The sequence below is a fragment of the Phocaeicola massiliensis B84634 = Timone 84634 = DSM 17679 = JCM 13223 genome (assembly GCF_000382445.1).
Classification (GTDB): Bacteria; Bacteroidota; Bacteroidia; order Bacteroidales; family Bacteroidaceae; genus Phocaeicola; species Phocaeicola massiliensis.
This window is the reverse complement of sequence record NZ_KB905474.1, coordinates 333,174-359,334: the sequence shown is the minus strand read 5'-3', so window position 1 is coordinate 359,334 and position 26,161 is coordinate 333,174. Positions and strand designations below refer to the sequence as shown.

Below are 26,161 nucleotides of genomic sequence, written 5' to 3'. Positions count from 1 at the left end.
TAAAAATACGTATAGATTAAAAAAGTTCTTTGTGCTTTTGTCAGGGAACTTTTTTTTCGTAAATTTGCGTTCAATTATGCGGCAGTAATAATATACATATTAATACGAGTTAAGAATCCTGTAGTTTTCTACATGCTACGAGGAGGTATTAAAAGGTGCGTTTCGGCAATGCATCTATTGTAGTATATTATTGCTTAATCAAATGAACATTATAAATTTAGGAATTCTTGCTCACATTGATGCAGGAAAAACTTCCGTAACCGAAAATCTGCTATTTGCCTGCGGAGCAACGGAAAAGCGCGGCAGTGTTGATAAAGGTGACACCATAACAGACTCTATGGATATAGAAAAACGTAGAGGAATTACTATTCGGGCTTCTACGACATCTATTGTTTGGAATGGTGTGAAATGCAATATCATTGACACTCCGGGACACATGGATTTTATTGCAGAGGTGGAGCGGACATTCAAAATGCTTGATGGTGCAGTCCTCATATTATCGGCAAAGGAAGGCATACAAGCACAAACAAAGTTGCTGTTCAAGACTTTGCAAAAACTGCAAATCCCGACAATTATATTTATCAATAAGATTGATCGTGCCGGCGTAAATCTTGAGCGTTTATATCTGGACATAAAAACAAATCTGTCGCAAGACGTCTTGTTTATGCAAACGGTTGTCGATGGAGTCGTTTACCCGATTTGCACCCCAACAGATATAAGGGCAGAACACAAAGAATTTGTATGCAACCATGACGACGATATATTAGAACTATATTTGGCGGATAAAGAAATCTTACCGGCAGATTATTGGAATGCGATAATCGCTCTTGTGGCAAAAGCCAAAGCCTATCCGGTCTTGCATGGATCAGCAATGTGCAATATTGGCATCAATGAGTTGTTAGACGCCATCATTTCTTTTATATTTCCTCCGGCATCAGTCCCCAATAGACTTTCAGCTTATCTTTATAAAATAGAACATGACCCCAAAGGGCATAAAAGAAGTTTTCTAAAAATTATTGACGGAAGGCTGAGACTTCGAACCGTTATAAAAGTCAATGATTCTGAAAAATTCATCAAGATTAAAAATCTAAAAACCATTTATCAGGGCAAAGAGATAAATGTTGATGAAGTGGTTGCTAATGATATCGCAATTATAGAAGATATAGAAGAATTAAGAATCGGAGATTATTTAGGTGTTAAACCTTGTCTGATTCAAGGATTATCTCATCAGCATCCCGCCCTCAAATCTTCTGTCCGACCAGACAAGCCCGAAGAGAGAAGCAAGTTGATATCCGCTCTAAATGTATTGTTTATTGAAGACCCGTCTCTGTCCTTTTCCATAAATTCATATAGTGATGAATTGGAAATCTCGTTATATGGTTTAACCCAAAAAGAAATCATACAAACATTGCTGGAAGAACGATTCTCCGTAAAGCCCCATTTTGATGAAATCAAGACTATCTACAAAGAACGACCTAAAAAGAAGGTGAATAAGATTATCCATATCGAAGTCCCTCCCAACCCTTACTGGGCCTCCATAGGACTGACTCTTGAACCTTTACCGATAGGGTCAGGGTTGCAAATCGAAAGTGAAATCTCCTTTGGTTATCTGAACCATTCTTTTCAAAATGCCGTTTTTGAAGGAATCCGTATGTCTTGCCAATCGGGATTGCATGGATGGGAAGTGACGGATTTGAAAGTAACCTTTACTTATGCCCTTTATTATAGTCCGATAAGTACCCCTGCCGATTTTAGACAATTGTCTCCTTATGTCTTCAGGTTGGCTTTGCAACAATCAGGAGTGGATATTCTCGAACCGATGCTCTATTTTGAGTTACAGATACCACAAGTAGCAAGTTCCAAAGCTATTACAGATCTGCAAAAAATGATGTCTGAGATTAAAGGTATCAGTTGTAATAATGAGTGGTGTCTTATTGAAGGGAAAGTTCCATTAAATACAAGTAAAGACTATGCCTCAGAAGTAAGTTCATACACTAAAGGCTTAGGCACTTTTATGGTTAAGCCGTGTGGGTATCAAATAACAAAAGGCGGTTATTCTGATAATACCCGTATGGAAGAAAAGGATAAACTTTTATTCATGTTTGAAAAATCAGTATCATCAAAATAATGGAACGATCCAGGAATTTCTATAAGACAATACGGTTGGGGTATATACTTATCTCCGTTCTTATCGGATGTATAGCATATAATAGCTTCTATGAATGGCAGGAGATAGAAGCATTAGAACTTGACAATAAAAAAATAGACGAGTTCCGAAAAGAGATAAACAATATCAATATTCAAATGATAAAATTCTCTCTATTTGGTGAAACAATACTGGAATGGAACGATAAAGATATCGAACATTACCATGCACAGCGTATGGCAATGGACAGTATGCTCTGCCGTTTCAAAGCTACCTATCCGGCAGAGCGTATAGACAGCGTACGCCATCTTCTCGAAGATAAGGAACGGCAGATGTGCCAAATCGTGCAGATACTTGAACAGCAACAAGCCATCAACGATAAGATACCCCGTCAAGTACCCGTAATCGCGCAGAAAAGTGTGCAAGAACAACCCAAGAAACCTAAACGAAAAGGATTCTTGGGCATCTTCGGCAAAAAGGAAGAAGCGAAACCAACTGTGACTACCACGATGCACCGTTCCTTTAACCGGAATATGAGAACCGAACAACAGGCGCAAAGCCGTCGCTTATCGGTTCATGCCGATAGCCTTGCCGCACGAAATGCGGAACTTAACAGGCAACTGCAAGGACTGGTTGTTCAAATAGACGGGAAAGTACAAACTGACCTACAAAAGCGGGAAGCCGAGATAACAGCCATGCGGGAACGGTCGTTCATTCAGATTGGGGGCTTGACAGGGTTCGTTATACTGCTACTGGTCATATCATATATCATCATACACCGAAATGCCAACCGCATCAAGCGATATAAACAGGAAACCGCAGATTTAATTGAGCGACTGCAACAAATGGCAAAGCGAAACGAGGCACTGATAGCCTCTCGCAAGAAAGCCGTTCATACCATTACCCATGAATTACGTACACCACTGACGGCAATAACGGGTTATGCCGGACTGATGCGGAAAGACTGCAATACGGATAAAACCGGGACGTATATCCGAAACATTCAGGAATCTTCTGACCGCATGCGTGAAATGCTGAACACCCTGCTGAATTTTTTCCGGCTGGACAACGGCAAGGAACAGCCTAATTTCTCCGCATGTAGGATTTCCGCAATCACACATACGCTCGAAACGGAGTTTATGCCAATCGCCATAAACAAAGGACTGACTCTGACAATACATTGCCACAAGGATGCCTTTGTATGTACAGATAAGGAACGCATCTTGCAAATCGGGAACAACCTGCTGTCCAACGCTATCAAGTTCACGGAGAACGGCAGTGTTTCTTTGCGGGCAGATTATGATAACGGTCTGCTGAAACTTATCGTCGAAGATACGGGTACAGGTATGACCGAAGAGGAACAGCAACGGGTATTCGGGGCGTTTGAACGTCTGTCAAACGCTGCCGCAAAGGATGGCTTCGGATTAGGTCTTTCCATTGTTCAGCGTATTGTGACAATGCTCGGCGGCACAATCCGTCTGGAGAGCGATAAAGGCAAAGGTAGCCGTTTCACGGTGGAAATCCCCATGCAGACAGCCGAGGAACTACCGGAACGGATAAATCAAACACAGGTTCATCATAACCATACATTCCACGATGTGGTTGCCATCGACAATGACGAAGTGCTGCTCCTGATGCTGAAAGAAATGTATGCACAGGAAGGGATACACTGCGATACCTGCACCAATGCTGCGGAGCTGATGGAACTGATACGAAAAAAGGAATACAGCCTTCTTCTGACGGATCTGAATATGCCGGATATAAACGGTTTCGAGTTGCTGGAACTGTTGCGCACTTCCAACGTTGGCAATTCAAGGGATATCCCGGTAATCGTGACAACCGCTTCGGGCAGTTGCGGCAAAGAGGAACTTATAGAACATGGATTCACAGAATGCCTGTTCAAGCCGTTCTCCATATCTGAACTGATGGAGATTTCAAATAAATGCGCCATGAATGCGGCACAAAATGAAAAGCCGGGTTTCACCTCCCTGCTATCCTACGGCAATGAAGCCGTCATGCTGGAGAAATTGATAACGGAAACAGAAAAGGAAATGCAGTCGCTCAGGTATGCGGAACAACGGAAAGACCTTCCGGAACTGGACGCCCTAACACACCACCTGCGCAGCTCTTGGGAGATACTCCGTGCCGACAGACCGTTGAGGGAACTTTATAAACTGATTCATCACAATGGCACACCTGACGACAAAGCAATAGGCAATGCCGTAAGAGCTGTGCTGGATAAGGGTTCGGAGATAATCCGGCTGGCAAAAGAAGAAAGGAAGAAATACAACAATGGATAAGATAAAAATCATCGTGGTGGAGGACAACATCGTGTATTGCGAGTTTGTCTGTAACCTGCTGGCACGTGAGGGATTCCGTACCGTGCAGGCTTTCCACCTCTCGACAGCGAGGAAACTTCTGCAACAAGCCGCTGACGGGGACATCGTGGTTTCAGACCTGCGCCTACCTGACGGCAATGGTATCGACCTGTTGCGTTGGATGCGCAAAGAGGGTATGACGCAGCCGTTCATCATCATGACCGACTATGCCGAAGTGCATACGGCGGTTGAAAGTATGAAACTCGGCTCGCTGGACTACATACCCAAACAACTCGTGGAGGACAAACTCGTGCCTCTTCTCCGTACCATACTGAAAGAGCGGAATATCGGGCGGAGCCGTATGCCCGTGTTTGCCCGTGACGGTTCCGCCTTCCGGAAAATCATGCACCGGATAAGGCTGGTAGCACCAACCGACATGAGCGTACTGATATTCGGAGAGAACGGCACGGGCAAGGAGCATATCGCCCACCATCTGCATGATAAAAGCAAACGTTCCGGCAAGCCGTTCGTGGCTGTGGACTGCGGATCGTTAAACAAAGAGCTTGCTCCATCGGCATTTTTCGGACACGTCAAAGGCGCATTCACCGGTGCGGACAGTGCCAAGAAAGGATATTTCCATGAAGCCGAAGGCGGCACGCTGTTTTTGGACGAAGTGGGCAACCTCGCACCGGAAACCCAACAGATGCTTCTGCGTGCCATACAGGAGCGGCGATACCGCCCCGTTGGTGACAGGACGGATAGAAGTTTCAATGTCCGTATTATCGCTGCCACCAACGAGAATCTGGAAAAGGCGGTCAATGAAAAGCGTTTCCGGCAGGACTTGCTGTACCGTCTGCACGACTTCGATATAACCGTTCCGCCGCTGCGTGATTGTCAGGAAGACATCATGCCGCTGGCAGAGTTTTTCCGCGAGATTGCCAATAATGAATTGGAGTGCAAGGTTAGCGGATTCAGCTCCGAAGCACGGAAAGCGTTGCTGACCCATTCATGGCCGGGCAACGTGCGCGAGCTTCGGCAGAAAATCATGGGCGCGGTGTTGCAGGCACAGACGGGACTTGTCACGAAAGAGCATCTGGAACTTGGGATAACCGAAACAACCTCTATTACCGGCTTCTCCCTACGCAACGATGAGGAAGATAAAGAGCGGATTCTGCGTGCTTTGAAGCAGGCTGACGGGAACCGGAAGGTCGCTGCCGAATTGCTTGGAATAGGCAGGACAACACTCTATAATAAACTGGAAGAATATGGATTGAAGTATAAATTTGAGCAACCATAGCCCGCAATTCGCTGAAAATGGCTATCTTTGCATGACATATTAGAAGGTAACGGCGACTGGCAGAGCCTTTTGCCGCCTATATATAACATAAGACCGCAAGGCGTTTCGAGCGAAAATCTGGTAAATTTAGTTATATCTCAAAATTTCACATCATAATATCTTGTAAATTAATAGTTTATATTGTGATGTGTTTTTATCAAGAAACAAATTAGGAACAGAAACACGAATTATCTTATTTTCTTGTTTTTTTGTTTGCACTACCTTTCTTTCTCTTCACTTGTTCGTACTTTGAGTATTTTTCCAAGTCTTTTCACACGATTTTCATCCTCTCGCCAAGAGTGATTGTTGCAGTCATCTATGGATGAATAACTACAGCCAAAAGAAAAAAGGACAAATCTCTGTTTCTTTCAAGGAACATTGTTTTTTGCAAAGGTAACCATTTCCCTCAAAACACCTATACAGGCAGTCCAATATATCTGCCTATATTTAGTTTACTTTAGTTTAGCATATATATAAGCTAATAGACTAAACTAAACCTTTACCGAAGTTCTCCCCCTTACTTTTATATTCACAGTCAAAAGAGAAGATAATCGCACCGATATTTTCTTTTTTCGCTGCATCCCAATTTTACGGAAGTTCCTTTTATCGTAACTTCTGCCATAGGCATTCTATCCTCGCATCCCAACTTTCGGTCTGCCTGATGAGAATTGTGTCGCAAAGGTACTTGTCATGTCTTTCTTGTATTCAAGGTCACAGCCTGACGGTTCCCGACAAAATCTCCACGCTCCGCTTTGCAGAGGTCGTATTTGGTCGTGAAACCCTGCATAAAGAGCCATAACACCTTTTGAGGCGACATAATTTTCAATCAAGCCCGAAAGTAGCTGAAATGCTAAAAGAGGGAAAATAAAAAACTTAAAACTTAGGATTATGGCAAACTATGCAACAAACATTTTCTACGCAAGGACGGAAAACAAAGCAGACCTCGACAAGATAGAGGCATTCTTGGATGACACTTTCGACGGCTTTGTCAATAGACACAGCGATAGCGTGGATGCGGAGTTTACCTCTCGTTGGGTTTATCCGGAAGAAGAAATCGACAGACTGATAGCTTCGTTGGAAGCCAAAGACAAAACTTATATCAAAATTCTGTCCTACGAATTTACAGACGAATACGTGAGCTTCAGAATCTTCTCACAGGGGAAATGGGATATCAAGTTGTAACCGTAAAATGACATGACTTATGTACGAATACGAAGAAAATAGCGAAATTATAGGTGCGCACTGCACCTTGCTTACCCCCTATAAAGGCTACTCTGAGGGAACAGTTGTCGGCGACTTCGGCAATAAAATAGTGGTGCGTCTTAGTAGTGGCAAAGAGGTGGTCGAGTATCGTGATGAAGTGATTATTTACGATTAAATACAAGAGCGATGCAGCAGATAGCAATGAAATTCGTCCAATGGGACGTACCCGAATTAGAGAAGCTGAAAGACAGCAGGGTTTACCAGTTACGGGAACAACTTGATAACGGAGACAAGTTGAGCCGTGAAGACAAGAACTGGATTACCCGAAACGTGAAAGAGTGCATCCATTTCAAAAGAGGTATCGCATTGATGGGCTACTTCTTTGATTTCTCCGATGTTCTCAAACGATATTTCGTAAAACAGCACGGACATATCGCCGAGTATTACGCCATTGACAAAACAGCGTTGCGCTCTGTCCTGTATGGTCGAATAGAAGACATAGTAGAAGTAGAATTAAAATCAAAGAAACATGAAAGCAACGATTGAGCATAGCTTTTGTCCTTATTGTGACGAGGTAACAGAACTCTACTTCCGTATCATCAACACGATTCTTTTCTCAACCGATGAAGCGGAACTGCGTACCGGCATGGAACGCCTACAAGAAAAAACACGCCTTGATGATTATTTCGTCTTCGGCTATGGCAAGCATCACCTATGGGTTTGCCAAAGACGTCCCAGTAATCAAAAAAAGATTTTCGAGCATCGGGTAATCATGGCAGAATTTTGATGATACAGGCAGGCAGGAACGGGATAATCTTCCATTCCTGCCACGCCGCATTCCCTTTTTTACATCTATCTCTCTCTTTTGGCTGCGCCATATCCTTTTGTAAAAAACAGCCATTCGTGAAAAGCTCCGTCCGCTTTTCCGAAAAGCAGGGTTCTTTCCTTTTTCCCTTTTGTCCCCTTTTCTTTCTGCCGGACGGGAACATGGCAGTACCCCGATATCCCGTTCCGCCTTTTGTCGCCACTTCGTTGATATTCCCTTCTGCGGTACCGCAACCTGTTGTCAGTTCAGTGTTCTGTTTGTAGCCACCTCAATTCAGTCCGACCGAATTACACGAAAATACCTGCCGATTCTGCGGACTTACAGCCGAAACGCGCACCATTGTGCCGGTGGACGGATTGCACTTTCACTTCCCCTGCAACTACGGTTTTCCGCTCATTTTCAGAATAGTTTTCCGCCGAAGTCATCATCATTTTCCGATGCAAAGATAGTATGCAGACGGGAACGACTTTGGAAGTCTTGACCAATGGCGCAGCCGTACAATCTTCCTTTATCGAGCCTTCCGGTTTTGCCTACGGACAAAAATAAAGAGTATTGATGCGTCCGGCCTTGGTGCATCCCCTTAACTGCACCTACTTTTTGAGGCAGCGTAAAATTGATTTAATAACTTCTAAAAACAATTCATTATGAAAAAGATTGAAAACAATTTCGTAGTAACCGGTTTCGTAGGAAAGGATGCAGAAATCCGTCAGTTCACCAACGCAAGTGTAGCACGTTTCCCTCTGGCAGTAAGCCGATTGGAGAATAATGGCGAGGAATCCAAACGCGTTTCCGCCTTTATGAATTTTGAGGCGTGGCGTAAAAACGAGAACACCGGGTCGTTCGACCAACTGACCAAGGGTACGATGCTGACCGTCGAGGGGTATTTCAAGCCCGAAGAATGGAGCGACCAAAGCGGTGTGAAACACAACCGTATCGTGATGGTCGCCGTCAAGTTCTATCCGCCCGTCGAGAAGGAGGAAACTCCTGAAAAGCCGGCCAAACCAGCGAAAAAAGGCAAGAAATAATCCTTGCCTTATCACGACAAAAGCGGCCTTCGGGTCGCTTTTGTTTTACTCATTACGGTGTTGTTGCACCATCTGTACTTTTATACTCTACTTGTTCTCTTTTACCGCATTCAGAAATGCTTTGGCAGGTTTGAATGCAGGGATATTGTGAGCGGGAATTTTAATTGTCGTATTCTTCGAAATGTTCCGGGCCGTCTTTTCAGCTCTCCGTTTGATGATAAAGCTACCGAACCCGCGCAAGAACACCTCGTTTCCCGCAACCATCGACTCTTTTACATTTTCCATGAATGATTCTATCACAGTCATCACCACCGTTTTCTCTATTCCGCTCTGCCGTGAGATCTGAGCGACAATTTCCGCTTTTGTCATATTGTTCTTGATTTTTATGAATACGGTGCAAAATTAACAAATATCTGCCAGTTACAACAATCCGGAGTTATTTGTCATCCCGAAAACTGCTTTTGCTGAATCCTCCGAACACGCCCCTCAAAAGCCTGCCCACTACCAAGAACACCAGCAATAAAATTATAATATCTCCCATAGGTCTTGTTTTTATATAGTTATATCCAACTTAAAGATACGAAAAAACGATGAATTACGCAAGCAATCTATTGATTTTCAATATCCATATTGATTTATAAGTTCTATTTCCGGATGCCCGGCACTCGTCCCGGTGTTCGGTTAAGCTGAACCTTGTATTTATTGAGAATGCTGTACACGGTGCTTTTACTTTGGACACCGCTTTCTTTCCAAATATCACGGATTGAATACCCATTGTTATACATATCCACGATTTTTTTGTCCCGTTCAGTTTTACTCATACTTTTTTTGGAAATCGGAATACTGATACTCTGCTGCAGGCGTATAATTTTATCCGACGACTTCCGCAAAACAGCCACTTCCTCCGGTAATGCCCCGAACATGGCCAATACTTCCGCCGGTGTCGTGTCCGGAAACAATTTGTTGTCGGTGTCAATTTTATCGTGAATGGAGATAATACGCACGACCTTGATGCGGCATAGCTCAATCAATGCCGATAGTTCCCGTAAACCACGAACGGCATTGCTGAATTTTGACATCACCAATTCGTCTCCTCTTTCAAGATTCGACATCAGTTGTTTCCATCTCGGCCTAAGCGTCTCGTGTCCGACCGATTCTTCAACCACCTGTACACACCCATATTGGCGCATCCATTCCTTATCCGCATCAAACGCATCGTAGGAATTAGCCTCGAATATATAACCGACTTTTGCCATATCAATATACAATATTCATGATAACAAGTGCAAATATACAAGTTTTATTCGAGTATATGAATCATACTATATTAAAAAACGAAAATCGTACATTTCCACGTGTTTTATCTTCACTTGTTTTCATTGGTAATCATACTATTAAGTACGATATTAAAAAATGCACAAAATACGGTTTTTCGGATGCGAAGTATCAAAAATAATATATAGTTTTGCACTAAATAGTACGAAATGATATAGTATGAAAAAATTAAAATCGAACTTAAAACAGCCGATAATCTTTGCCAAAATAATTGCCGTTTCGATTGCCATATTCCTATGCGCGTCATGCGACAACGGCAATGGCAAACGATTGGCGAAAGCCAAGAATGACCCTGCCGGAACATACAGGGAATACCTGTCCGACATACGCAGGCAGAAAAAACTCTCCATTAAAGAATTGGCCGGACACCTCAAGCAATGGCAAACATTGAGGGATTCCGTATTCCTGCATCTCGAATGTGATACGCTTGGCCGGCTTCATTCCACTGTAAGAGAAGAGTGTGAACAGATACATGATTCCATCCGCATGGAATTTTCACGGATGGTGCTGTCTCAAACACGCACTTATAAGGATATACTGTGGGTAAAAGAACAAATCTCACCGCATCTTGAAGACAAAGAGTTGCATCGTGCGGCTGAAACAATCCGACCGTTCTTTGCCTCATTGGATAACCGGCCCGTCAGTCAGAGAAACCGACAACACATTCTTGCCACTTATCGAACTACCCTTGCTGAAACGATTGATTACGGTATTCATTGTATGGCAGACCTGACGACCTTTATCGAAAAGGAGGATGCCGTGTACCGGGCATTCCTTTCACGTCTGCCTGATTTCGACGGCGAGAATCTTTCCGACATCACTCATGACACGGAACGATGCTGTGCACAGATATTCCTTGCCGCCGAACGGAACGACATCACCTATCGCAATGCCATGATTTATCTGGCCATGCGCACCAACCGCAGGCTGATTCAGAATATCCGAACCTGTATCGACGACATCTGCAATAAAAAAGTCAAGACACCGGCACAGGCACAAGCCTACATCTGGATGCTTCTCCAGCCTTATTCGTCGTTGGACGGTTTCTGCCTGGCGTTGCTTTCAGCCGAAGAAAGAGAGCAACTCGATATGCTTGCCTCGCAGACACCCGACGCTTTCAGGGAGTTGGGCAGGATGCTGCACCCCGGAGACAACCGCTTGGACGAGCTGCCCGGAATGCTGATGGAGGCATTCATACACACGCTGTAAAATATAACAACAGAAAAAGATATGAATATGTTACGACATTTTTATAATGACTTCATGGCATTCGTCCCCCTGCAACTTCCGCAGTTGCTCGATGTGACGACGATGGAAGAACCGCAGTTCTACGGCGACTATGTGCTGCTTACGTTTCCGTTGCGCACCCCTTACGAACTGGACGAAGTAATGGATATGTTCGAGGACGACATGGAGTTGATCACGCTCTACCACCATATTCCGATGCGGACGGAAAAATTCGGTCACAGCACTTGTGCATACTCGAATCCCGCTTTCGGACAGATGTTCAAGATGAACGCCAAGACGGATACGGAGGGCAATGTAAACAGCATCCTTGTCACCATCTATGATTCTTTGGAGCAGATGTACGGGGACTTATGCCTCGACTTGGAACTACACTCCAAAAGCGGGTTCCTGAAATACAAGAAAGACAAGTCCGACGTGCTGATGAATTTTATATGAGAAACACCTTATACCGACAGATGGTCTATTGCATCAATGCCTACCGGACGTGGATAGAGGTTGCCGATGACAATCTCTACAAGGAGCATATCATCTCAAGAACCGACCGCACCGACTACCTCGTTTCCCGTACATTGGTACTGCGTGCCTTCAAGACGAACGGCATACACGCCGAGGGTACGACATGGACTATTCCCGAACACGAACTGGACAAGGCTTTGGCCATCTACCGAAAGCAAGACATTACATTCAAGCAGCGCATCAAGAAAGCGGCCATGTACTTTTCGCCCAAGGATGCCGAAACCCTTATCCGGCTGGCGACATACGGTATTGTCCAGTTGGAACTCATTGTGCGTCCCACTCCCATACCCGAAAAGCCCTATTACTTATGTTACTGAATATCCTGCTACTCATTTTCTGCGCGATACCTTTCGGGGTATCAATGTCATTGTACAAGAACAACAAGCGGTTCATGACACCCTTTTACATGGCAATGGCACGAAGCGGCAACGCCCGTAAACTGTATGTGCAAGTATGGCTGATATGCCTGCTTCTTTTCCATTATGTATATGCCTGTGGACATATGGGTGAGTTTGGAATCCTACTCTCTACCGGTGTCTGTGCCGCAATGTTTTCGTTCCGACGGACGGACAACTGGTTACGCAGGTTGCTTGACCGCCCCCGTGCATTTGTCACACTCGCATCGGGCGCACTGGTCATCGGCTTTGTGCCGCATCTGTACACCTTGGCGATAACCATTGCCTATCTTCTTCTGGCAGCCCTGTTCTATCCCTCCGTTCGGGTCATGTCCGAATGCAAGGATACGGACACACTTTCCGGATGGGCAAAGCATCCCGGAATGTTGTCAGAATCCTATCACGAGAATCATCACGCAAATCTGCCGCATGAAGCGGACAGCGGCAACACTGATATATCCGCACAATATGAATCATTAAAACCGAATGAAAATGAAAAATAACCAAAAGATACCTGTTTCCATATTGGCAGACAGGGAGGTATTCGAATATCTCAAGGAGAAAGGGGATGAACGCAAAACACGCACCGAAGCGTACTGTGACCTGTTGGACAAATCACTGGCAGGTTTCGTTTCTCCGTTTTTAAGAAAGAAGGCCTACGTGCTGCAACCCAACCAGTGCCACCTGACCGTTTCCGACCTCGCATCGGAGTGGCATTGGCACAGGGCTACCGTCCGTTCTTTTTTGAGTGCAATGGAGGCATTCGGTTTGCTGACCCGCATCCAGCTTCCCAAAAGCGTGGTCATTACCATGACCGTACAATCCGGTCAGGCAGCACAGCCCCGCAATGCACAGGAGCAGCCGGACTTTGCCAGACAGCTCCGTGAGGTATTGTCCGATTGGGTAATCGGCAAAACGACCGCTGCCGAAACTGGCGTAATATGTGGACAACTCGTAAGTCTGGCAAAGACTGAAATTGCCGACCGTGACACCGGACTCTGTTTGGACACCCATTCCAACACGACCTCCGCACATTCCGGCACTTTGGTCACGGAACATCGTGAAACAGCCTTGTGCTGCATCGCCCACGCCGCCCTGCAAAAAATCCTGCACAAGTCGAGATTCGATGACAGTTCGCCGCTTGTGGATTTCTTCCGGTTTGACCTCGGTGAAGAATGGGCTGCTTTCATCGAGTCCGCCAAAGACCTCGCCGGGCTGATTCTCGACACCGAGGCATCAGTGACGGACTTCGACATGGACGAAGACCAAGAACGCCTCAAATCGCTTCGCAAACCTTTTTTATCGCTTCTGGCAAAGGCACAGGCGATGGTGGATTGAACCGGGAGTCGAAAACAGATTGTATAACGCGAACAATCCACCTCCATCCCTTAACGGTTATCCTGCCGGTTATAGGAGGCACACGGGCTTGCCCGTCTGCCACGAAACAAAGGGAAGGGGGAGCCTAATACCCCGATAGGTCTCCGACCGTCGGTAGGCTGTCCGGGCAAGCAGCAAGCTGGGACAGGACGGATTGTCCAAACAACACGAAAAGAGTATGGCAGATCAAAAACAGGTACTTGATATGCAGGTGTCGAAAGGCATCACCGCAGCCCAAAGCAACGAACATTTGCGTGACCGCAGTGAAAGGGCGGAAAAGTACGCTATGAATAAGGGGAATTACGACCCCACACGCAAACACCTGAACTTCGAGATTGCGCCCGGAGGCAAGGTACGTCCCATTGACACGAGCCGCAACATTCCCGAACGGATGGCGGACATATTGGAGAGGCGTGGAATCAAAGACCCCAACGAAGGACTGGCAGAACCGAAGTACCGCACGGTGGTGAACTTCATTTTCGGCGGTTCCCGTAAGCGGATGCACGAACTCGCGTTCGGCACGCAGAACGTGGATTTTGATGAAGGTGCGAACAATACCCGTATCAAAAGAATGAGCGATATTGAACGCTGGGCGAAAGACGTCTATTCATTCGTGAGTGGCAAATATGGCGAGCAGAACATCGCCGCATTCATCGTACACCTTGACGAATTGAACCCTCATGTGCATTGTACTTTGTTGCCAATCAAAGACGGCCGCTTTGCGTACAAGGAAATATTCGCCGGAAAGGACAAGTTTGAATACAGCGCAAGGATGAAACAGCTTCATACCGACTTTTTCGCCGAAGTCAATACAAGGTGGGGAATGTCGAGAGGAACAAGCATATCCGAAACAGGCGCACGGCACAGGACTACCGAAGAATACCGCCGTATGCTATCGGAAGAATGTACGACCATCGAGGAAAATATAGACCGCCACCAAAAGGTGCTGGCAACCCTTCAATCGGACATCCGTCTGGCAGAGCGCAGGGTCAAGGGGCTTACGACAATGGTCGATAACCTTGAGAAGTCGAAAGCCGAAAAAGAGGCTCTGCTATCGGCAGCCGAACAGGATTTGAAAGCGAACAAGGGCGATGCGGAACAATTAGCCGCACAAGTTAAAAGTCTGGAGAAAGAGCTGGCAGGCATCAACAGGCAACTGGCAGACAAGCAGGAGAAGTTACAGACGGCTGACCGGCAGCTTGCCGAGCTGAAAGAGAACATGGATGCCATTGAGGAACGTACCGGGGAACTCAAGGAGGAAGCCTACAAATACTCCCATGATATACATTCCAAAGTGGACACGTTGCTCAAGGATGTCCTGCTGGAAAATGTGGTCGGCGAGTATAGGAACGTATCGGCACAGATGGACGTGGCGGAACGGCAACTGTTCGACGGCTCGCTCGTCCAGTCCATAGCGGAACAAGGTACAGACGTGATGCACTGCGCGACGATGCTGTTTCTCGGTATGGTCGATGATGCCACCACTTTTGCCGAAACTCGTGGCGGCGGAGGTGGCGGCAGCGACCTGAAATGGGGGCGCGATGAGGACGAGGACAACCGTGCATGGGCACTCCGCAGCATGAGGATGGCGAGCCGCATGATGCGTCCGGCCATTGGCAAGAAACCCAAACGGTAAGTGGCATACGTCTCATGACAAATCAAAAAGTATAACGAATAATATCATTGGAATATGACGAAACAAATCTTTTTTATATTGGCCGTGCTTTGCACGTTGCAGGCACAGGCAAGTATACAACCCGTACAGGTGGATACTGTACAACATACACCGTACTATAATGTCTCGGAGGAACTGCAACCGATACAGCCCGTCTATCTTGACGGAGTGGTACTTCCGGCATCCCTGACTGGCAACTGGTTTGTCAGTATTGCCGGGGGTACGTCCGCCTTTCTCGGCACACCTCTCGGCTGCGAAGACCTCTTCGGACGCTTGAAACCCTCGTACAGTTTCGCAGTCGGAAAATGGTTCACTCCGTCCGTCGGCGCACGTATCAATTACAGCGGTGTGCAGTTCAAAGATGGAACATTGTCCAATCAGGACTACCACCATATCCATGCGGATCTGCTGTGGAATGTCCTTGGCTGCAGATATGCCCGGCAAGAACAGGTACGCTGGAATCTTGCTCCCTTTGCCGGTGTCGGCCTGTTGCACAATGCCTCTAACGGGAATAATCCCTTTACTGTTTCGTATGGCGTACAGGGAGAATATCGGATTTCCAAACGAGTAAGTGCCATGTTGGAACTCTCCGGCACGACCACCTTTCAGGACTTCGATGGTTACGGACGCCCGAACCGCCTCGGCGACCACATGGTATCGCTGACCGCCGGTTTCACGTTTCATCTCGGAAAGGTCGGTTGGAAACGCGCGGTTGATGCGACATCTTACATTCGTCAGAATGAGTGGCTCGTGGATCATGCCAATATCTTATCCGGAGAAAACAAGCGTTATAAAGACTGGTACGACCGCAACCGACGGACGGTCGCAGAATTGAAGAAAATTCTGGAAATAGAAGGATTGCTTGACAAGTACGGTCATCTGGTTAATGACGATGAGACCGACCGCCGTCAAGGTTATCCCAGAAATAATTACAGCGGATTGAACTCACTACGGGCAAGATTGAAAAACCGGCATTGGGATGGAATCTCGCCGCTTGATTCTGCAAGTATTGGATATGGCAACAACGGAGATGATGCCGAGAAACCGGGCATAATCGTCTCTGAAAGGACGGAACTCATACAAGCCGGGAATTGCATCGGGTCGCCTGTCTATTTCTTTTTTAACCTCAATACGGCGCACCTGACGGATGCTTCCCAAATGCTTAACCTTGATGAACTGGCTCGCGTGGCCAAGAAATACGGATTATCCTTGAGAGTAACCGGTGCGGCCGACAGTTCGACTGGAACTCCTGTGCTTAATGGTTCATTAAGTACATCGAGAGCGGATTATATCGTTGCAGAATTGAAAAAGCGTGGCATACCGATCGAACGCATCGTCAAGGTAAGCAGAGGCGGCATAGCCGACCATGTACCGGTCGAAGTCAACAGGCATACGAAAGTAGAGTTGTTCTTTTAGTTTTTACATTCACTTTCATCGAGTCCCTCAATCTATAATTCGGATTGCAGGGACTTTTGTTATCAATGAGGGTAATAAGATTATAGGTTTCCTGAATCCTGATTACGCTTCGTATGACTGATAATATTTTCTGCCGAATTATGAAATAATCCGCTTACAATCACAAGATATTCCGGTAGAATACCATCCTTTCCCCAAAGCAGCTCTATCCCGAAAAGTTCCGAGAGTGTTCGTGTCATATCGAACCCGAATGCTTCAAGCGAGGGACGTACTTTGTCCGGATGCAGGCAAGGACGGTTGCATTTGCGGGCGCATTCGGAATCGGGACAGTATAGGCATTTTCCTACATAGGCGAATGCCCGACCTCCGTATCTGTGCTCCATTTCCAGCAATTCCCTTTCTATCCTGAGCCGTTCCGGTTTAATCAATTCCTGCGTTCTGTCTATCGGAATATTTTTCTCGACCGGAATTATTTTCGTGGCCATCAGGTGGGCATATTCATATTGGCGCAGAAATTCTCCGGTATCGAAATCGAACGGCGGGCATCCCCAACTATTACCGTAGTTGGGGCATTGTTTGCAAAATTCGACAAAACGTTTTTCGTCCCGGAAGCGTGAAATATATTCGTCCACGCTGATATTTGCTGTGAAATTCTCTATGATATATTCCTTAGTCATTGTCCCACTTTTATGAATCCTGTCGTGGCATCGAACGTCACACAATTATTTCGGAACAGCCGCTCGATGCAGCCGCTCCGGCGCATCTCTTCGGTCGGCATATACGACAACTGGGGTGGGTCGATAAGGGCTATCGCATCGGCAAGCGAGAGGGCGATATCCAGCTCGTGCGTGGAAAAAAGGATGCACTTGTTTTCTTCATGCGCCAGCCGTGCCAGCAGTGTACACAATTCGTAGCGGTTGGGCATATCGAGAAACGAGGTGGGTTCGTCGAGCAGGATAATCGGCGTATCCTGCGCCAACGCCCGTGCGATCATGATGCGCTGGCACTCGCCGTCCGACATCTTGTCCATCGTGCGCTCCGCATAAGCCTCCATGCCCACCGAGGCGAGCGACCGCATGACGATCTCCTTGTCGACCTCCTGCATCTTTCCAATCCAGTTGGTATAGGGTGCGCGGCCGATAGCCACGACATCCTTGCATTTGAGATTGGCGATGCGTGTGCGCTCGGTCGTGACGAATGCCAGCGTTCTGGCCATTTCTGCTGCTCGCATATCGGCGGCGTTATGCCCGTCGAGCAGGATTCGGCCGGTATAACGGCGGTTCAGTCCGGCGATGGCTCGAAGCAGTGTCGATTTGCCCGTGCCGTTGCGCCCGATAAGGGCAGTCAGCCTGCCCTTTTCTATGGTGGTTTCCACCTCGCAGAGCAAGGTGCGCTCGCCGTAGCCTATGGAAAAATCGTGTAACTTTATCATGCGGTGACGGATTTATTGCGCAAGACCACCCACACCACGATGGGGATTCCCAGCAATGCGGTGATGGCGTTGATCGGCAGGGTGAACATTTTAGAAACGAGGTCGCAAAGAAGCAGCACCGCCGCACCCGAAAGAACGGTTCCCGGTACGAGTACCCGATGGTCGCTGTTGCGGAACAGCATTCTCGTGACGTGGGGCATGGCCAGTCCGATGAAGCCTATCGGACCGCAAAAGGCGGTCACCGTACCAGCAAGCAGCGTCGTGGAGAGGAACAGCAGCCCGCGCGAGCGTCGGATGTTCAGCCCCATCGTCACGGCATACTCCTCGCCGAACAGCAGTAAGTTGAGCGGCTTGATCGTCACCACCGCCAACAACAGTCCGGCGATAATCGACGGGACGAGTACCGCAAGCTGGTCGAAGGTCACGTCGCCGAGCGACCCCATCGTCCAAATGACAAAGGCTTTCAGGGATTCTTCCTTGCTGAGATATTGCAATATCTGTACAATCGCGCCGACTCCCGACGAGAACATCATGCCGAGAATCAGAATCACCATGATGTCCTTGATGCGGTGGCCGACGGCGGCGATGACGACCAGCACGAGCGCCGCTCCGAGCCAAGCCGCCCCGGCAATGCCTATCGACGAACCGAAGCCTGCAAGCACGACGAGTGCCACGCCGAGGCTCGCGCCCGAACTGATGCCGAGCACGTAGGGGCCGGCAAGAGGATTGCGGAAGAGGGTTTGCATCTGAAGACCGCTGACCGACAGAGCTGCTCCGGCCAGCAACGCGACCACCGCCTTAATCAGTCGGATATTCAGTATAATTTTCGCCGTCGCCCGCGGGCAGTCGCCGCCCGTCAAAGCCGCCCATACATCGCCGAGCGGTACGGCGACTGCCCCCACCGCCAAATCCAGCAGAAACAGGAAAAGGGTGAGGGCGGCCAGCATGGCAAACAATATGGCGGAACGGGAGCGCATCTATTTCAGTTGCTTGTAATAGACGAAATCTTCCTCGACCAGTTCGGGGTGGAATATCTTCACGAGGTCTCGCAGCACGAGGTCGGGATTTACGACCGCCGACTCATAGTAGTCGTTGCCGCCAGCAGCATTGGTGCGGGCGTTGTTGTTATAGACCTGTCCACCACGGAAACAGCGGGTGTCGATGAACTTCGGGCATGCGGCTTTCAGTTCATCAAGCGTGTTCGCCATCCCCACATGCAGCCACATATCGGCTTGCGAGGCCAGCAGATACGCCTCTTCGAGGTCGATGGGCGCGGAAGCGTTTCCTGTGTTCTTCTTGTAGATGTAATCGCCTCCGGCATCTTTGATTAACCGGGCGACATAGCTTTCGGTCGAGGGCATGAACCAGCTGTCGCCGTAAGGCGTGTTGAGCATGACTGACGGAGCGTCGAGGATATTGTCCGCTACTTTCTTTTTCAGGACATTGTATCTGACGGGGATTTCCGCGAATACTTTTTCGCCCTCCGCCCGTTTTCCGATAACCTCCGAAAGTGCCACCAGCCATTCGGCTTTGCCCAGCGGAGACTCTTCGAGGTAATCGCCGACATACATGAACGGGATATCCAACTCTTTGAGCTTACCCTCCATCGAGCTTGCCCCGTTCACGCCGTAAAGCAACACGAGGTCGGGGTCAAGCGAGAGCAGCAGTTCGTAATTGATGTTCCCTTCGTAGCCCACATCTCCAACGCTGTCCCGCCGTGCCTGAATGTCGGGATTGGAGATGTAGTCGATGCCTGACACGCCGACTACGCGTCCCGTTTCGCCGATTGCGTCGAGCATGGCGATATGGGTCGAGGACATGCAGACGATGCGCTCGGCATCCCCCTTGAGCATCTGACCGGTGAAATCCGCCGGAACCTCTTCGTCATCACGGGCAATGAACAGGTTCGTAGTGATGCTGTCGGCGCCCTGCCAAGGGTTCGTGACGGTAACCAATACGCTCTTTTTGCCGTCTGCACCTTTTATGTCAAACCCCGAAGCGTATTCAGGTGTATAGACCGTTCGGTTGAAATCGGCGAGTTTTGAACTTTTATTGTGGCAGCCTGTGAATGCCAATACAAGTAGCAACAGCAGGCTTAAATTCTTTAATGCTTTCATATCGTTACATATTTGTATTTTCGGACTTTTTCTTGTTTTTCCCGAACTTCGGGGTAATGCCGATGAAGAACTCGAAGTTGATGCCGGGCATGGGGCGCGAGAGTACCGAAAGGTAGTCCTCGTTGAAGAGGTTGTTGACGGCGAATTTTAACTGGATGTCCACCGGTTTGAAAAACAGGTTTTTCTCCAACGAGACATTGCTCATGAAATATTCGGGCAGGTGTCCTGTCAGCGTATAGTCGTTGCTCGACATGGTGTAACGTTCCGAGTAGAACGCCCATTTGTAAAGGAACGCCCAAGTCCGCCACGACAACCGTCCGGTCAGCGATGCGGAGTGCTTCGGCACGTAGGGTAACTGCTTGCCCACTGACTGGTCAGCAGGCGACATCTTCTCACCTTCATTGATGGAGGGTGTCCACGAATAGGACCCGTTCAAGTCGATGAGCCAATCTTTCGCCGGCTGCACGGCGAAGTTCGCTTTGACCTCGACGCCGTAGGCGTGGACCTTCTTTACGTTGCGGGGCGAGAAGAAGCCCTTGGTGGTGGGCAGCCAGATAATCCAGTCGTCGATGTAGGAGTCGAACCAGTTCGCACCGCCGCTCAACTTGTAAATGCCTTTCTTGCCGACATCGAAACTCACCCCGGCATCATAACTGAAACCTTGTTCGTTTTTCAGGTTGGGATTACCTCCCGGCAAAAAGTATAGGTCGTTCAGAGTTGGGAAACGGTAGTTACGCGATATGGATGCTTTCAGCATCACATTTCCTTTCGGGGAAATGATACCGTCAATGAAGAAAGCCGGAATGAGTGGAATCCAATCGGAACCATACATCTCTTCCCGCAGTACCACCGACATACCCAAGCGGTCTATCGGCTGCCACTTGGCGGATACGGAGCCGGAGAGTTCCACGCGCCCCTTGTCATAGCCCACGATGGCCTTGCCACCGTCCTGCAAGATGATGTTCTTGTCCTCGCTCCGTACCAAATGCTGGTGTGCCGATACATTGGCGGTGAAAAACCATTTTTTATCCAAAGAATACTCTCCCTCCGCCTGACCGTAAAACGTGTTTACCTTGCTGCGGGAGCGGGTCATCGACGCCCAGTTGTCAGGTGCGACCTCACGCTTGTAGTCGTAGGCCATCCATGTGTGTATGTAACCGCCTTTCACGCCGAGTTTCCAGTTGCTTTTCATGTGATCCCAGGACAAGACGCTGCGGAACGTCTGTTCTCGCTGGCGGTTCTCGAAGTCGGTTGCATCTCCATAGTCGGTCGTCAACATCGGAAGTTCCCGGTTGGAGTTGATATACCAGGCGTTCAGCCCGAAACGGTCGCCTTTCCCGGTATTGTAATACACTTCCTGAAGCAAATGCAGGTCCTTGAACGCCCCGGAGCGGTTGCGCTCTTTCGGGTGATACTGTCCGACGATGTTCTTATCCTCGTCGTAGATGTTTATCTTTTTGTCGTGGTTGGTGTACTTGTAATCGTTAGGCGAGGAAGAATAGACCGCACGGGTGGAGACGTGCCACCGCTCACTTCCGTAGGTGAAGCGGGCGAACTCATCGAAGGTCTTGAACGAGCCGATGCCCTGCACGTACTGGGCGTTGAACCCTTCAGCGACTTCAGGAGCCGTGCCGAGTTTGACCAGACCGCCCAGTCCACCGCCCGTTTCGTTCACCGATGAAGTACCGTGCAGCAGCGATGCCCGGTCGATGAAGTAGGACGGAATGGTGGAGAAGTCGGTCATGCCGAGCATGGGGTTGTTGATGCGCATCCCGTTCCACGTCACCTGCGTATGGCTGGGCGACGTGCCTCGGAAGGCGACGGTCGAGAGCGTGGCGCGGCCGTAGCTCTTGACAAACACGGACGAGTTGAACGTCAGGATGTCCGCCATCGAGAGGGCGATATTTTCTTTCAGTGCGAGTGAATCGAACTTCGTCTTCTGCACGCCGATTTCCTTCATCGGCCGTTTGCCCCATACGGTCACCTCGTCTATCTGGTGAATACGCCGGGTGATTCCCTGCGCAGACAGCACGGATGGACAGACAACCAATATTGAGAAAAGTAAATATTTTGTATATGTCATTTCCTTTTGTTTTTAATATGGTTATTTACCGCAGCATATGCAGAGAATGATGCCCGCATAAAATCTTGATAGGCATTGAATCCGTTTTCTTCAAGCAGTTGGTCGTATTCGTCCTCGAATGAAAGTTCCTGATGAACCGTCTCTTGTTTCTCAATGTGGTGTTTTACCCGATTCAGATCATTGAATGACACGCTAAACGAATCAAATCCGGCTGCCCATCCTGAAAAATCCGCATATTCCGGATATTTTCGATAGACAACGCCTGTAGAACTTTTTACTTTATTGATAATCTTTGCGAAGTCCGTGGGAGATGGTATCTCTACAAGTATATGAACATGATTGAGAAAAGCATTGCAGGCATAGACATGACAGCCTTTCCTTGTGAAAATTTGTACCATCTGATCGAGAATCATTCCTTTGGTTGTCATTGGAATCGTCATCTCCTGTCTTTTCGTGATGAAAATAATATGGTATATATGCCGCAATTTATTCTTCATTTCCAACAAAATGCACCGGGGATAATCCCGACATAAAATTCATCTATCAATTTCCCTTCGGGCGAGTAGCGGTATATCATGCCCTGCTGCTGGTAATCGATGGCATCGGCGATGTACACTTCTCCGTTGGCGGGGTTTACCGTCAGTCCGTAATAAATCGTGCCGCTGTATTCGAGGAACGGACGTACCGGCACATGGCTGGCTGTCACGTCCATGCTCCAAATGGCCTTGTTGATCCAGTAGAGTTTGTCCCTGTCGCCATTGAGCTGCACCTCCGAGGGCCAGTCGCCCAACTTGAACTTGAACTGCTTCTCCACGGTGAAGGTCTCGGCATCGATGCGGTAGAGCGACGGGGCTTCGTAACCGTAGGGGCTGCCCTCATAACCGCCGTCGGTCACCGTCCACATTTTGTTGTACTTGTCCATGACCAGCGATGTCGGTTGTATGCCGACCTTCAGTTCATCGACTACTTGATCGGTTTCGGTGTCGATTTTGATGATGCGGTTCTGGTAACTCCAGCAGTTGCAATAGACGTATTTGCCGTACTGCACCATTTGCTCCGTCGAGCCGCTTTCCATCGTCATGTCCGGCACTTGAATATAGCCGGTAATTTCGTATTTCTTCGGGTTGATGATGAAGATGCGGTTGTCCCACAATTGGGTGACGTATGCTTTTTCGTCGCTTAGGAAATGAATGTAGCGCGGTGAGGTCAGGTTCTCGATGCGTCCTACCTCCTTGAAGGTGTTCAGGTCGATGGCGAAAATCACGTGGGAGTTGTTCACCACGACCCAGCCCTTGTTGTCGTAGATGGTCATCGACTGTGCCACGTCGCCGAGTTTCATGCCGTTGGCACGGAAGAAGATTTCGTTCTGCACCTGTTTGGTTGCCGGGTCGTAATAGGACAAGGTAGCATTGCCGTACTGGAAGTTGCCCTCGTTGGTGATGAACAGTCCGGCTCCCGTGGCGTTGAAATCTTCCACGGCATCGCCGTAGTCCCACTTCATGCAGGATGTCAAGGATAGTGTCACTCCGACAACTACGCTCCATAGCAGATATTTCAATTGGTGATAGGTCATACCGTTATTTTTATAGTTAATCCCCGGCAGCTTACCTTACGGTAAGCATACCGAGGATTGGCAGAAAATTTATTGTTTCGTTATCTATTCGGCAAGCTTGTACTTCCCGTCTTTCATCTCTTGGAAAGTGGGGTTGTAACCACATTCTTTGACAGACCATTGAGATTCTCCTGTTAGAACATTGTTTTCAAACAGGTATTTGAAAGAACTGAAATCAGTAACATCTCCTTGCCCGCTTATACTAATCCCTTTTGCTGATTTGAGACCTGAAAAATCAATGGACAAAATACCATTAGAACCAAAATCAGAATACGGGCATGTTATTGAAAGATTTTCGGATATTGATTCTACGTTAGGATAAGATACTTTATCTACTTCCATATCAAACATAAAAGAAGATGTTGCAATATCAAACTTCCCATTTATCGTTTTTAATTTGGGACATAGAATATTAGTAGCCTCAATCTCAAACTTAATTTGTGCATCAGCTCCATCCGTTCCAATGCTTTCCAGATTGGTAAACTCAATATCATTCTTAAGTTTGTAAGTCGTAACTGAACATGAACCGAGAATTTTTTTCAATAACGGGAAGGTAATATTATTTGCATTCCTATTTGTCCCTAATGTTAAGGTCCCTCCAATTTCCTGCAATTTAGGAAATTCGATTTCCGCCGCCGTATTAACACTTCCCGAATTCAATGCAATAGTCATATCTCCTGCCACACGAATAAATGGCATAACAAATTCTTTTACATAAAAATAATCTATGCATTGGAAGTCACCCTGTATATTTGAGATTCCTTCCAACGTAAATTCTGTCAATCGACAATCTTTAGGAAGTAGAAAAAGGCTACCGTTAAATGTTTCCGATCCTACGATTTTATTTAGTTGCTTACATTGTAGGGTAAGTGTATTTCCGTTAAAATTTATCTGGGACAAATCCAGTTCTTCTATGAGCAGATTAGTTAAAGTCATATCACCGAGTACATCTTTCAAAGAAGCTATATTGAGTTTATTGACTTTATTCGCATCCACACTGGTCTCTCCGCAGGAAATAAGACCGGGAAGTTCAACAATGGAAATTTCTTTGCAATTTTTTATAGTTAGTCCTCCAACCGAATGTAATTCGGTCATTGCAAGACTTCCGATGGAGGACATATCGGAGAATGAGGCAGTACCGGCCACACTTTCCAATGCCGGTAGATAAATTCCTTGCAGTTTGGGAAAATATTGGATTGTAAGTTCATTCCCGACCTGTTTGAGCGCTGAGAAAACAATGGCTTCGGTTGTCGCTGATTCTTTTTGTGCTACCGAACCTTTGACAATTAAGGAAGCTCCGACAGATTCAACGGCATTTGCATCCAAATCAAGTAAAGCATCGGAAGTTATATACATATCCTCACCAATGAACTCGACTTTGGGTATAGATATTTTTTCAATGACAGAACTGTTAACGACAAAATCACCGGTCACTCCAAGCAAAGAGGGCAGATTAACCGTTTTGAGCATTATGTTTTTACTGGCAGAAGTTGTCGAACCTAATTTGAAACTTCCGAGTTGTTCCAGATTATCCAACCCGGTCAAATCCGTTCCTTTGTAAGACGGATTGATGACAAGGGAGTTACTGATTTGTTTCAGGTTGGCAAGTCCGTCCAGATTGGTGATTTCTTCTCCGTCTGCCGTTCCGATGGTCAGGCTGCCTTCGATTTTGTTTATTCCTGTCTTTGCAAAATTATCAACCTCGGCTTGCGTGGCAAGTACTACGCTGCCGCTCTGTTCGATGTCTGTATATTGATAAGTATAGGAATATACTTTGCTATCCTGCATTTTGGAGGTAACTACGAATTTCCATTCATTCTCCCAATCCTCTATGGTCGATGGATTCGGGTTAATAGAGGCTCCCTCGCAAAGGGCATACTCTACGGTAGCCCCTTTCAGACTGGTATTATAAGGTATCTCAACTGTAATCTTGTCCCCGACTATCATGGCTTGATAGGTAATGCCATCTACAGTTAGAGCAAACTCGGAGATGAAGTGATCCTTGCCGTCTATTCCGCTTACTTCAGGGTCGTCATCACTACATGCAGCAAGGCAGAGCGTAGCGAAACAGAATAGGATGAAATGATATATTTTGTTCATA

26 protein-coding genes are annotated in these 26,161 nt (G+C 47.4%); 15 read left to right on the top strand and 11 right to left on the bottom strand.

Annotated features, from left to right (window positions below):
- Window positions 1–202: 202 nt before the first annotated feature.
- The 3 genes from tet to HMPREF1534_RS02055 are packed head-to-tail and all read left to right on the top strand — an operon-like array spanning window position 203 to window position 5,761.
- Window positions 203–2,128: a tetracycline resistance ribosomal protection protein gene (tet, locus tag HMPREF1534_RS02045; protein WP_005944279.1), complete on the top strand. Its 1,926-nt coding sequence runs from the start codon at window positions 203–205 to the stop codon at window positions 2,126–2,128.
- On the top strand, window positions 2,128–4,446 hold the full coding sequence (locus HMPREF1534_RS02050) for a hybrid sensor histidine kinase/response regulator (protein WP_005944277.1): 2,319 nt from the start codon (window positions 2,128–2,130) through the stop codon (window positions 4,444–4,446). Before tet ends, HMPREF1534_RS02050 begins: the two co-directional genes overlap by 1 nt.
- Window positions 4,439–5,761: a sigma-54-dependent transcriptional regulator gene (locus HMPREF1534_RS02055; RefSeq protein ID WP_005944275.1), complete on the top strand. Its 1,323-nt coding sequence runs from the start codon at window positions 4,439–4,441 to the stop codon at window positions 5,759–5,761. The genes HMPREF1534_RS02050 and HMPREF1534_RS02055 overlap by 8 nt, the downstream gene beginning before the upstream one ends.
- A 727-nt stretch (window positions 5,762–6,488) precedes the next feature.
- Here the strand turns inward: HMPREF1534_RS02055 and HMPREF1534_RS21080 are convergent.
- On the bottom strand, window positions 6,489–6,617 hold the full coding sequence (locus HMPREF1534_RS21080; protein ID WP_004301204.1) for a hypothetical protein: 129 nt from the start codon (window positions 6,615–6,617) through the stop codon (window positions 6,489–6,491).
- Between the two features lie 71 nt (window positions 6,618–6,688).
- On the opposite strand from HMPREF1534_RS21080, the gene HMPREF1534_RS02060 reads away from it, so the two are divergent.
- From HMPREF1534_RS02060 to HMPREF1534_RS02080, 5 genes are all read left to right on the top strand, one after another.
- Window positions 6,689–6,982, top strand: coding sequence for a hypothetical protein (locus tag HMPREF1534_RS02060; RefSeq protein WP_005680037.1), 294 nt, complete (start codon window positions 6,689–6,691; stop codon window positions 6,980–6,982).
- A 19-nt stretch (window positions 6,983–7,001) separates the two neighbouring features.
- The gene (locus HMPREF1534_RS02065) at window positions 7,002–7,178 is read left to right on the top strand and encodes a hypothetical protein (protein WP_005680036.1); all 177 of its coding nucleotides are present in this window, start codon (window positions 7,002–7,004) and stop codon (window positions 7,176–7,178) included.
- Between the two features lie 11 nt (window positions 7,179–7,189).
- Window positions 7,190–7,549 (top strand): hypothetical protein, encoded by a 360-nt coding sequence (locus HMPREF1534_RS02070; protein WP_005680034.1) that lies wholly within the window; start codon window positions 7,190–7,192, stop codon window positions 7,547–7,549.
- Entirely contained in the window at window positions 7,533–7,790 is a 258-nt protein-coding gene (locus HMPREF1534_RS02075) for a hypothetical protein (protein WP_005680032.1), read from the top strand. Before HMPREF1534_RS02070 ends, HMPREF1534_RS02075 begins: the two co-directional genes overlap by 17 nt.
- 683 nt (window positions 7,791–8,473) lie before the next feature.
- Window positions 8,474–8,854 carry a single-stranded DNA-binding protein gene (locus HMPREF1534_RS02080; protein WP_005680031.1) on the top strand — a complete coding sequence of 127 codons (381 nt, stop codon included), beginning with the start codon at window positions 8,474–8,476 and terminating at the stop codon, window positions 8,852–8,854.
- 87 nt (window positions 8,855–8,941) lie between these two features.
- Here the strand turns inward: HMPREF1534_RS02080 and HMPREF1534_RS02085 are convergent, their stop codons facing one another.
- Both HMPREF1534_RS02085 and HMPREF1534_RS02090 read right to left on the bottom strand, forming a co-directional pair.
- Complete coding sequence (locus HMPREF1534_RS02085; RefSeq protein ID WP_255204174.1) at window positions 8,942–9,235, bottom strand: HU family DNA-binding protein; 294 nt, start codon at window positions 9,233–9,235, stop codon at window positions 8,942–8,944.
- A 263-nt stretch (window positions 9,236–9,498) separates the two neighbouring features.
- Window positions 9,499–10,110: a recombinase family protein gene (locus HMPREF1534_RS02090; RefSeq protein ID WP_005680028.1), complete on the bottom strand. Its 612-nt coding sequence runs from the start codon at window positions 10,108–10,110 to the stop codon at window positions 9,499–9,501.
- 238 nt (window positions 10,111–10,348) lie between these two features.
- Here HMPREF1534_RS02090 and HMPREF1534_RS02095 point away from each other — a divergent pair, with 238 nt between their 5' ends.
- The 7 genes from HMPREF1534_RS02095 to HMPREF1534_RS02125 all read left to right on the top strand — a co-directional run bounded on the left by HMPREF1534_RS02095 (window position 10,349) and on the right by HMPREF1534_RS02125 (window position 16,816).
- Window positions 10,349–11,398 (top strand): hypothetical protein, encoded by a 1,050-nt coding sequence (locus HMPREF1534_RS02095; RefSeq protein ID WP_005944270.1) that lies wholly within the window; start codon window positions 10,349–10,351, stop codon window positions 11,396–11,398.
- A 27-nt stretch (window positions 11,399–11,425) separates the two neighbouring features.
- Window positions 11,426–11,872, top strand: a complete 447-nt coding sequence (locus HMPREF1534_RS02100; protein WP_005680025.1) for a hypothetical protein — start codon at window positions 11,426–11,428, stop codon at window positions 11,870–11,872.
- The gene (locus tag HMPREF1534_RS02105; RefSeq protein ID WP_005680024.1) at window positions 11,869–12,270 is read left to right on the top strand and encodes a hypothetical protein; all 402 of its coding nucleotides are present in this window, start codon (window positions 11,869–11,871) and stop codon (window positions 12,268–12,270) included. The genes HMPREF1534_RS02100 and HMPREF1534_RS02105 overlap by 4 nt, the downstream gene beginning before the upstream one ends.
- Window positions 12,261–12,851, top strand: a complete 591-nt coding sequence (locus tag HMPREF1534_RS02110; RefSeq protein ID WP_005680023.1) for a hypothetical protein — start codon at window positions 12,261–12,263, stop codon at window positions 12,849–12,851. Before HMPREF1534_RS02105 ends, HMPREF1534_RS02110 begins: the two co-directional genes overlap by 10 nt.
- On the top strand, window positions 12,841–13,686 hold the full coding sequence (locus tag HMPREF1534_RS02115) for a helix-turn-helix domain-containing protein (protein ID WP_005680022.1): 846 nt from the start codon (window positions 12,841–12,843) through the stop codon (window positions 13,684–13,686). The genes HMPREF1534_RS02110 and HMPREF1534_RS02115 overlap by 11 nt, the downstream gene beginning before the upstream one ends.
- A gap of 217 nt (window positions 13,687–13,903) precedes the next feature.
- On the top strand, window positions 13,904–15,361 hold the full coding sequence (gene mobV / locus HMPREF1534_RS02120) for a MobV family relaxase (RefSeq protein WP_007482776.1): 1,458 nt from the start codon (window positions 13,904–13,906) through the stop codon (window positions 15,359–15,361).
- Window positions 15,362–15,415: 54 nt separating this feature from the next.
- Window positions 15,416–16,816 (top strand): OmpA family protein, encoded by a 1,401-nt coding sequence (locus HMPREF1534_RS02125; RefSeq protein ID WP_005680020.1) that lies wholly within the window; start codon window positions 15,416–15,418, stop codon window positions 16,814–16,816.
- Between the two features lie 80 nt (window positions 16,817–16,896).
- Here HMPREF1534_RS02125 and HMPREF1534_RS02130 read toward each other — a convergent pair whose 3' ends face one another.
- From HMPREF1534_RS02130 to HMPREF1534_RS02165, 8 genes are all read right to left on the bottom strand, one after another.
- On the bottom strand, window positions 16,897–17,493 hold the full coding sequence (locus HMPREF1534_RS02130; protein WP_004320579.1) for a DUF2284 domain-containing protein: 597 nt from the start codon (window positions 17,491–17,493) through the stop codon (window positions 16,897–16,899).
- Window positions 17,490–18,248 carry an ABC transporter ATP-binding protein gene (locus HMPREF1534_RS02135; protein ID WP_004320578.1) on the bottom strand — a complete coding sequence of 253 codons (759 nt, stop codon included), beginning with the start codon at window positions 18,246–18,248 and terminating at the stop codon, window positions 17,490–17,492. The genes HMPREF1534_RS02130 and HMPREF1534_RS02135 overlap by 4 nt, the downstream gene beginning before the upstream one ends.
- A complete protein-coding gene (locus HMPREF1534_RS02140; RefSeq protein ID WP_004320577.1) occupies window positions 18,245–19,225 on the bottom strand; it encodes a FecCD family ABC transporter permease in 981 nt (326 codons plus the stop codon). Before HMPREF1534_RS02140 ends, HMPREF1534_RS02135 begins: the two co-directional genes overlap by 4 nt.
- On the bottom strand, window positions 19,226–20,365 hold the full coding sequence (locus HMPREF1534_RS02145; RefSeq protein ID WP_004320576.1) for an ABC transporter substrate-binding protein: 1,140 nt from the start codon (window positions 20,363–20,365) through the stop codon (window positions 19,226–19,228).
- Window positions 20,366–20,369: 4 nt separating this feature from the next.
- Complete coding sequence (locus tag HMPREF1534_RS02150) at window positions 20,370–22,448, bottom strand: TonB-dependent receptor (RefSeq protein WP_005944265.1); 2,079 nt, start codon at window positions 22,446–22,448, stop codon at window positions 20,370–20,372.
- Window positions 22,445–22,945 carry a transposase gene (locus HMPREF1534_RS02155; protein WP_004320573.1) on the bottom strand — a complete coding sequence of 167 codons (501 nt, stop codon included), beginning with the start codon at window positions 22,943–22,945 and terminating at the stop codon, window positions 22,445–22,447. The genes HMPREF1534_RS02150 and HMPREF1534_RS02155 overlap by 4 nt, the downstream gene beginning before the upstream one ends.
- Window positions 22,942–24,021, bottom strand: a complete 1,080-nt coding sequence (locus tag HMPREF1534_RS02160) for a glutaminyl-peptide cyclotransferase (protein WP_004320571.1) — start codon at window positions 24,019–24,021, stop codon at window positions 22,942–22,944. Before HMPREF1534_RS02160 ends, HMPREF1534_RS02155 begins: the two co-directional genes overlap by 4 nt.
- 84 nt (window positions 24,022–24,105) lie before the next feature.
- Window positions 24,106–26,160 (bottom strand): DUF4971 domain-containing protein, encoded by a 2,055-nt coding sequence (locus HMPREF1534_RS02165; RefSeq protein WP_004320569.1) that lies wholly within the window; start codon window positions 26,158–26,160, stop codon window positions 24,106–24,108.
- Window position 26,161: the final 1 nt, after the last annotated feature.

Bases quoted from the DNA above. Each gene is read 5' to 3' on its own strand.
- HMPREF1534_RS02065 (WP_005680036.1), top strand. From the start codon at position 7,002: ATGTACGAATACGAAGAAAATAGCGAAATTATAGGTGCGCACTGCACC.
- HMPREF1534_RS02080 (WP_005680031.1), top strand. From the start codon at position 8,474: ATGAAAAAGATTGAAAACAATTTCGTAGTAACCGGTTTCGTAGGAAAG.
- HMPREF1534_RS02150 (WP_005944265.1), bottom strand. From the start codon at position 22,448: ATGACATATACAAAATATTTACTTTTCTCAATATTGGTTGTCTGTCCA.
- HMPREF1534_RS02100 (WP_005680025.1), top strand. From the start codon at position 11,426: ATGTTACGACATTTTTATAATGACTTCATGGCATTCGTCCCCCTGCAA.
- HMPREF1534_RS02105 (WP_005680024.1), top strand. From the start codon at position 11,869: ATGAGAAACACCTTATACCGACAGATGGTCTATTGCATCAATGCCTAC.
- HMPREF1534_RS02075 (WP_005680032.1), top strand. From the start codon at position 7,533: ATGAAAGCAACGATTGAGCATAGCTTTTGTCCTTATTGTGACGAGGTA.
- HMPREF1534_RS02135 (WP_004320578.1), bottom strand. From the start codon at position 18,248: ATGATAAAGTTACACGATTTTTCCATAGGCTACGGCGAGCGCACCTTG.
- HMPREF1534_RS02095 (WP_005944270.1), top strand. From the start codon at position 10,349: ATGAAAAAATTAAAATCGAACTTAAAACAGCCGATAATCTTTGCCAAA.
- HMPREF1534_RS02155 (WP_004320573.1), bottom strand. From the start codon at position 22,945: ATGAAGAATAAATTGCGGCATATATACCATATTATTTTCATCACGAAA.
- HMPREF1534_RS02110 (WP_005680023.1), top strand. From the start codon at position 12,261: ATGTTACTGAATATCCTGCTACTCATTTTCTGCGCGATACCTTTCGGG.
- HMPREF1534_RS02160 (WP_004320571.1), bottom strand. From the start codon at position 24,021: ATGACCTATCACCAATTGAAATATCTGCTATGGAGCGTAGTTGTCGGA.
- HMPREF1534_RS21080 (WP_004301204.1), bottom strand. From the start codon at position 6,617: ATGTCGCCTCAAAAGGTGTTATGGCTCTTTATGCAGGGTTTCACGACC.
- HMPREF1534_RS02125 (WP_005680020.1), top strand. From the start codon at position 15,416: ATGACGAAACAAATCTTTTTTATATTGGCCGTGCTTTGCACGTTGCAG.
- mobV (WP_007482776.1), top strand. From the start codon at position 13,904: ATGGCAGATCAAAAACAGGTACTTGATATGCAGGTGTCGAAAGGCATC.
- HMPREF1534_RS02165 (WP_004320569.1), bottom strand. From the start codon at position 26,160: ATGAACAAAATATATCATTTCATCCTATTCTGTTTCGCTACGCTCTGC.
- HMPREF1534_RS02145 (WP_004320576.1), bottom strand. From the start codon at position 20,365: ATGAAAGCATTAAAGAATTTAAGCCTGCTGTTGCTACTTGTATTGGCA.
- HMPREF1534_RS02070 (WP_005680034.1), top strand. From the start codon at position 7,190: ATGCAGCAGATAGCAATGAAATTCGTCCAATGGGACGTACCCGAATTA.
- HMPREF1534_RS02060 (WP_005680037.1), top strand. From the start codon at position 6,689: ATGGCAAACTATGCAACAAACATTTTCTACGCAAGGACGGAAAACAAA.
- HMPREF1534_RS02050 (WP_005944277.1), top strand. From the start codon at position 2,128: ATGGAACGATCCAGGAATTTCTATAAGACAATACGGTTGGGGTATATA.
- HMPREF1534_RS02055 (WP_005944275.1), top strand. From the start codon at position 4,439: ATGGATAAGATAAAAATCATCGTGGTGGAGGACAACATCGTGTATTGC.
- HMPREF1534_RS02090 (WP_005680028.1), bottom strand. From the start codon at position 10,110: ATGGCAAAAGTCGGTTATATATTCGAGGCTAATTCCTACGATGCGTTT.
- tet (WP_005944279.1), top strand. From the start codon at position 203: ATGAACATTATAAATTTAGGAATTCTTGCTCACATTGATGCAGGAAAA.
- HMPREF1534_RS02140 (WP_004320577.1), bottom strand. From the start codon at position 19,225: ATGCGCTCCCGTTCCGCCATATTGTTTGCCATGCTGGCCGCCCTCACC.
- HMPREF1534_RS02115 (WP_005680022.1), top strand. From the start codon at position 12,841: ATGAAAAATAACCAAAAGATACCTGTTTCCATATTGGCAGACAGGGAG.
- HMPREF1534_RS02130 (WP_004320579.1), bottom strand. From the start codon at position 17,493: ATGACTAAGGAATATATCATAGAGAATTTCACAGCAAATATCAGCGTG.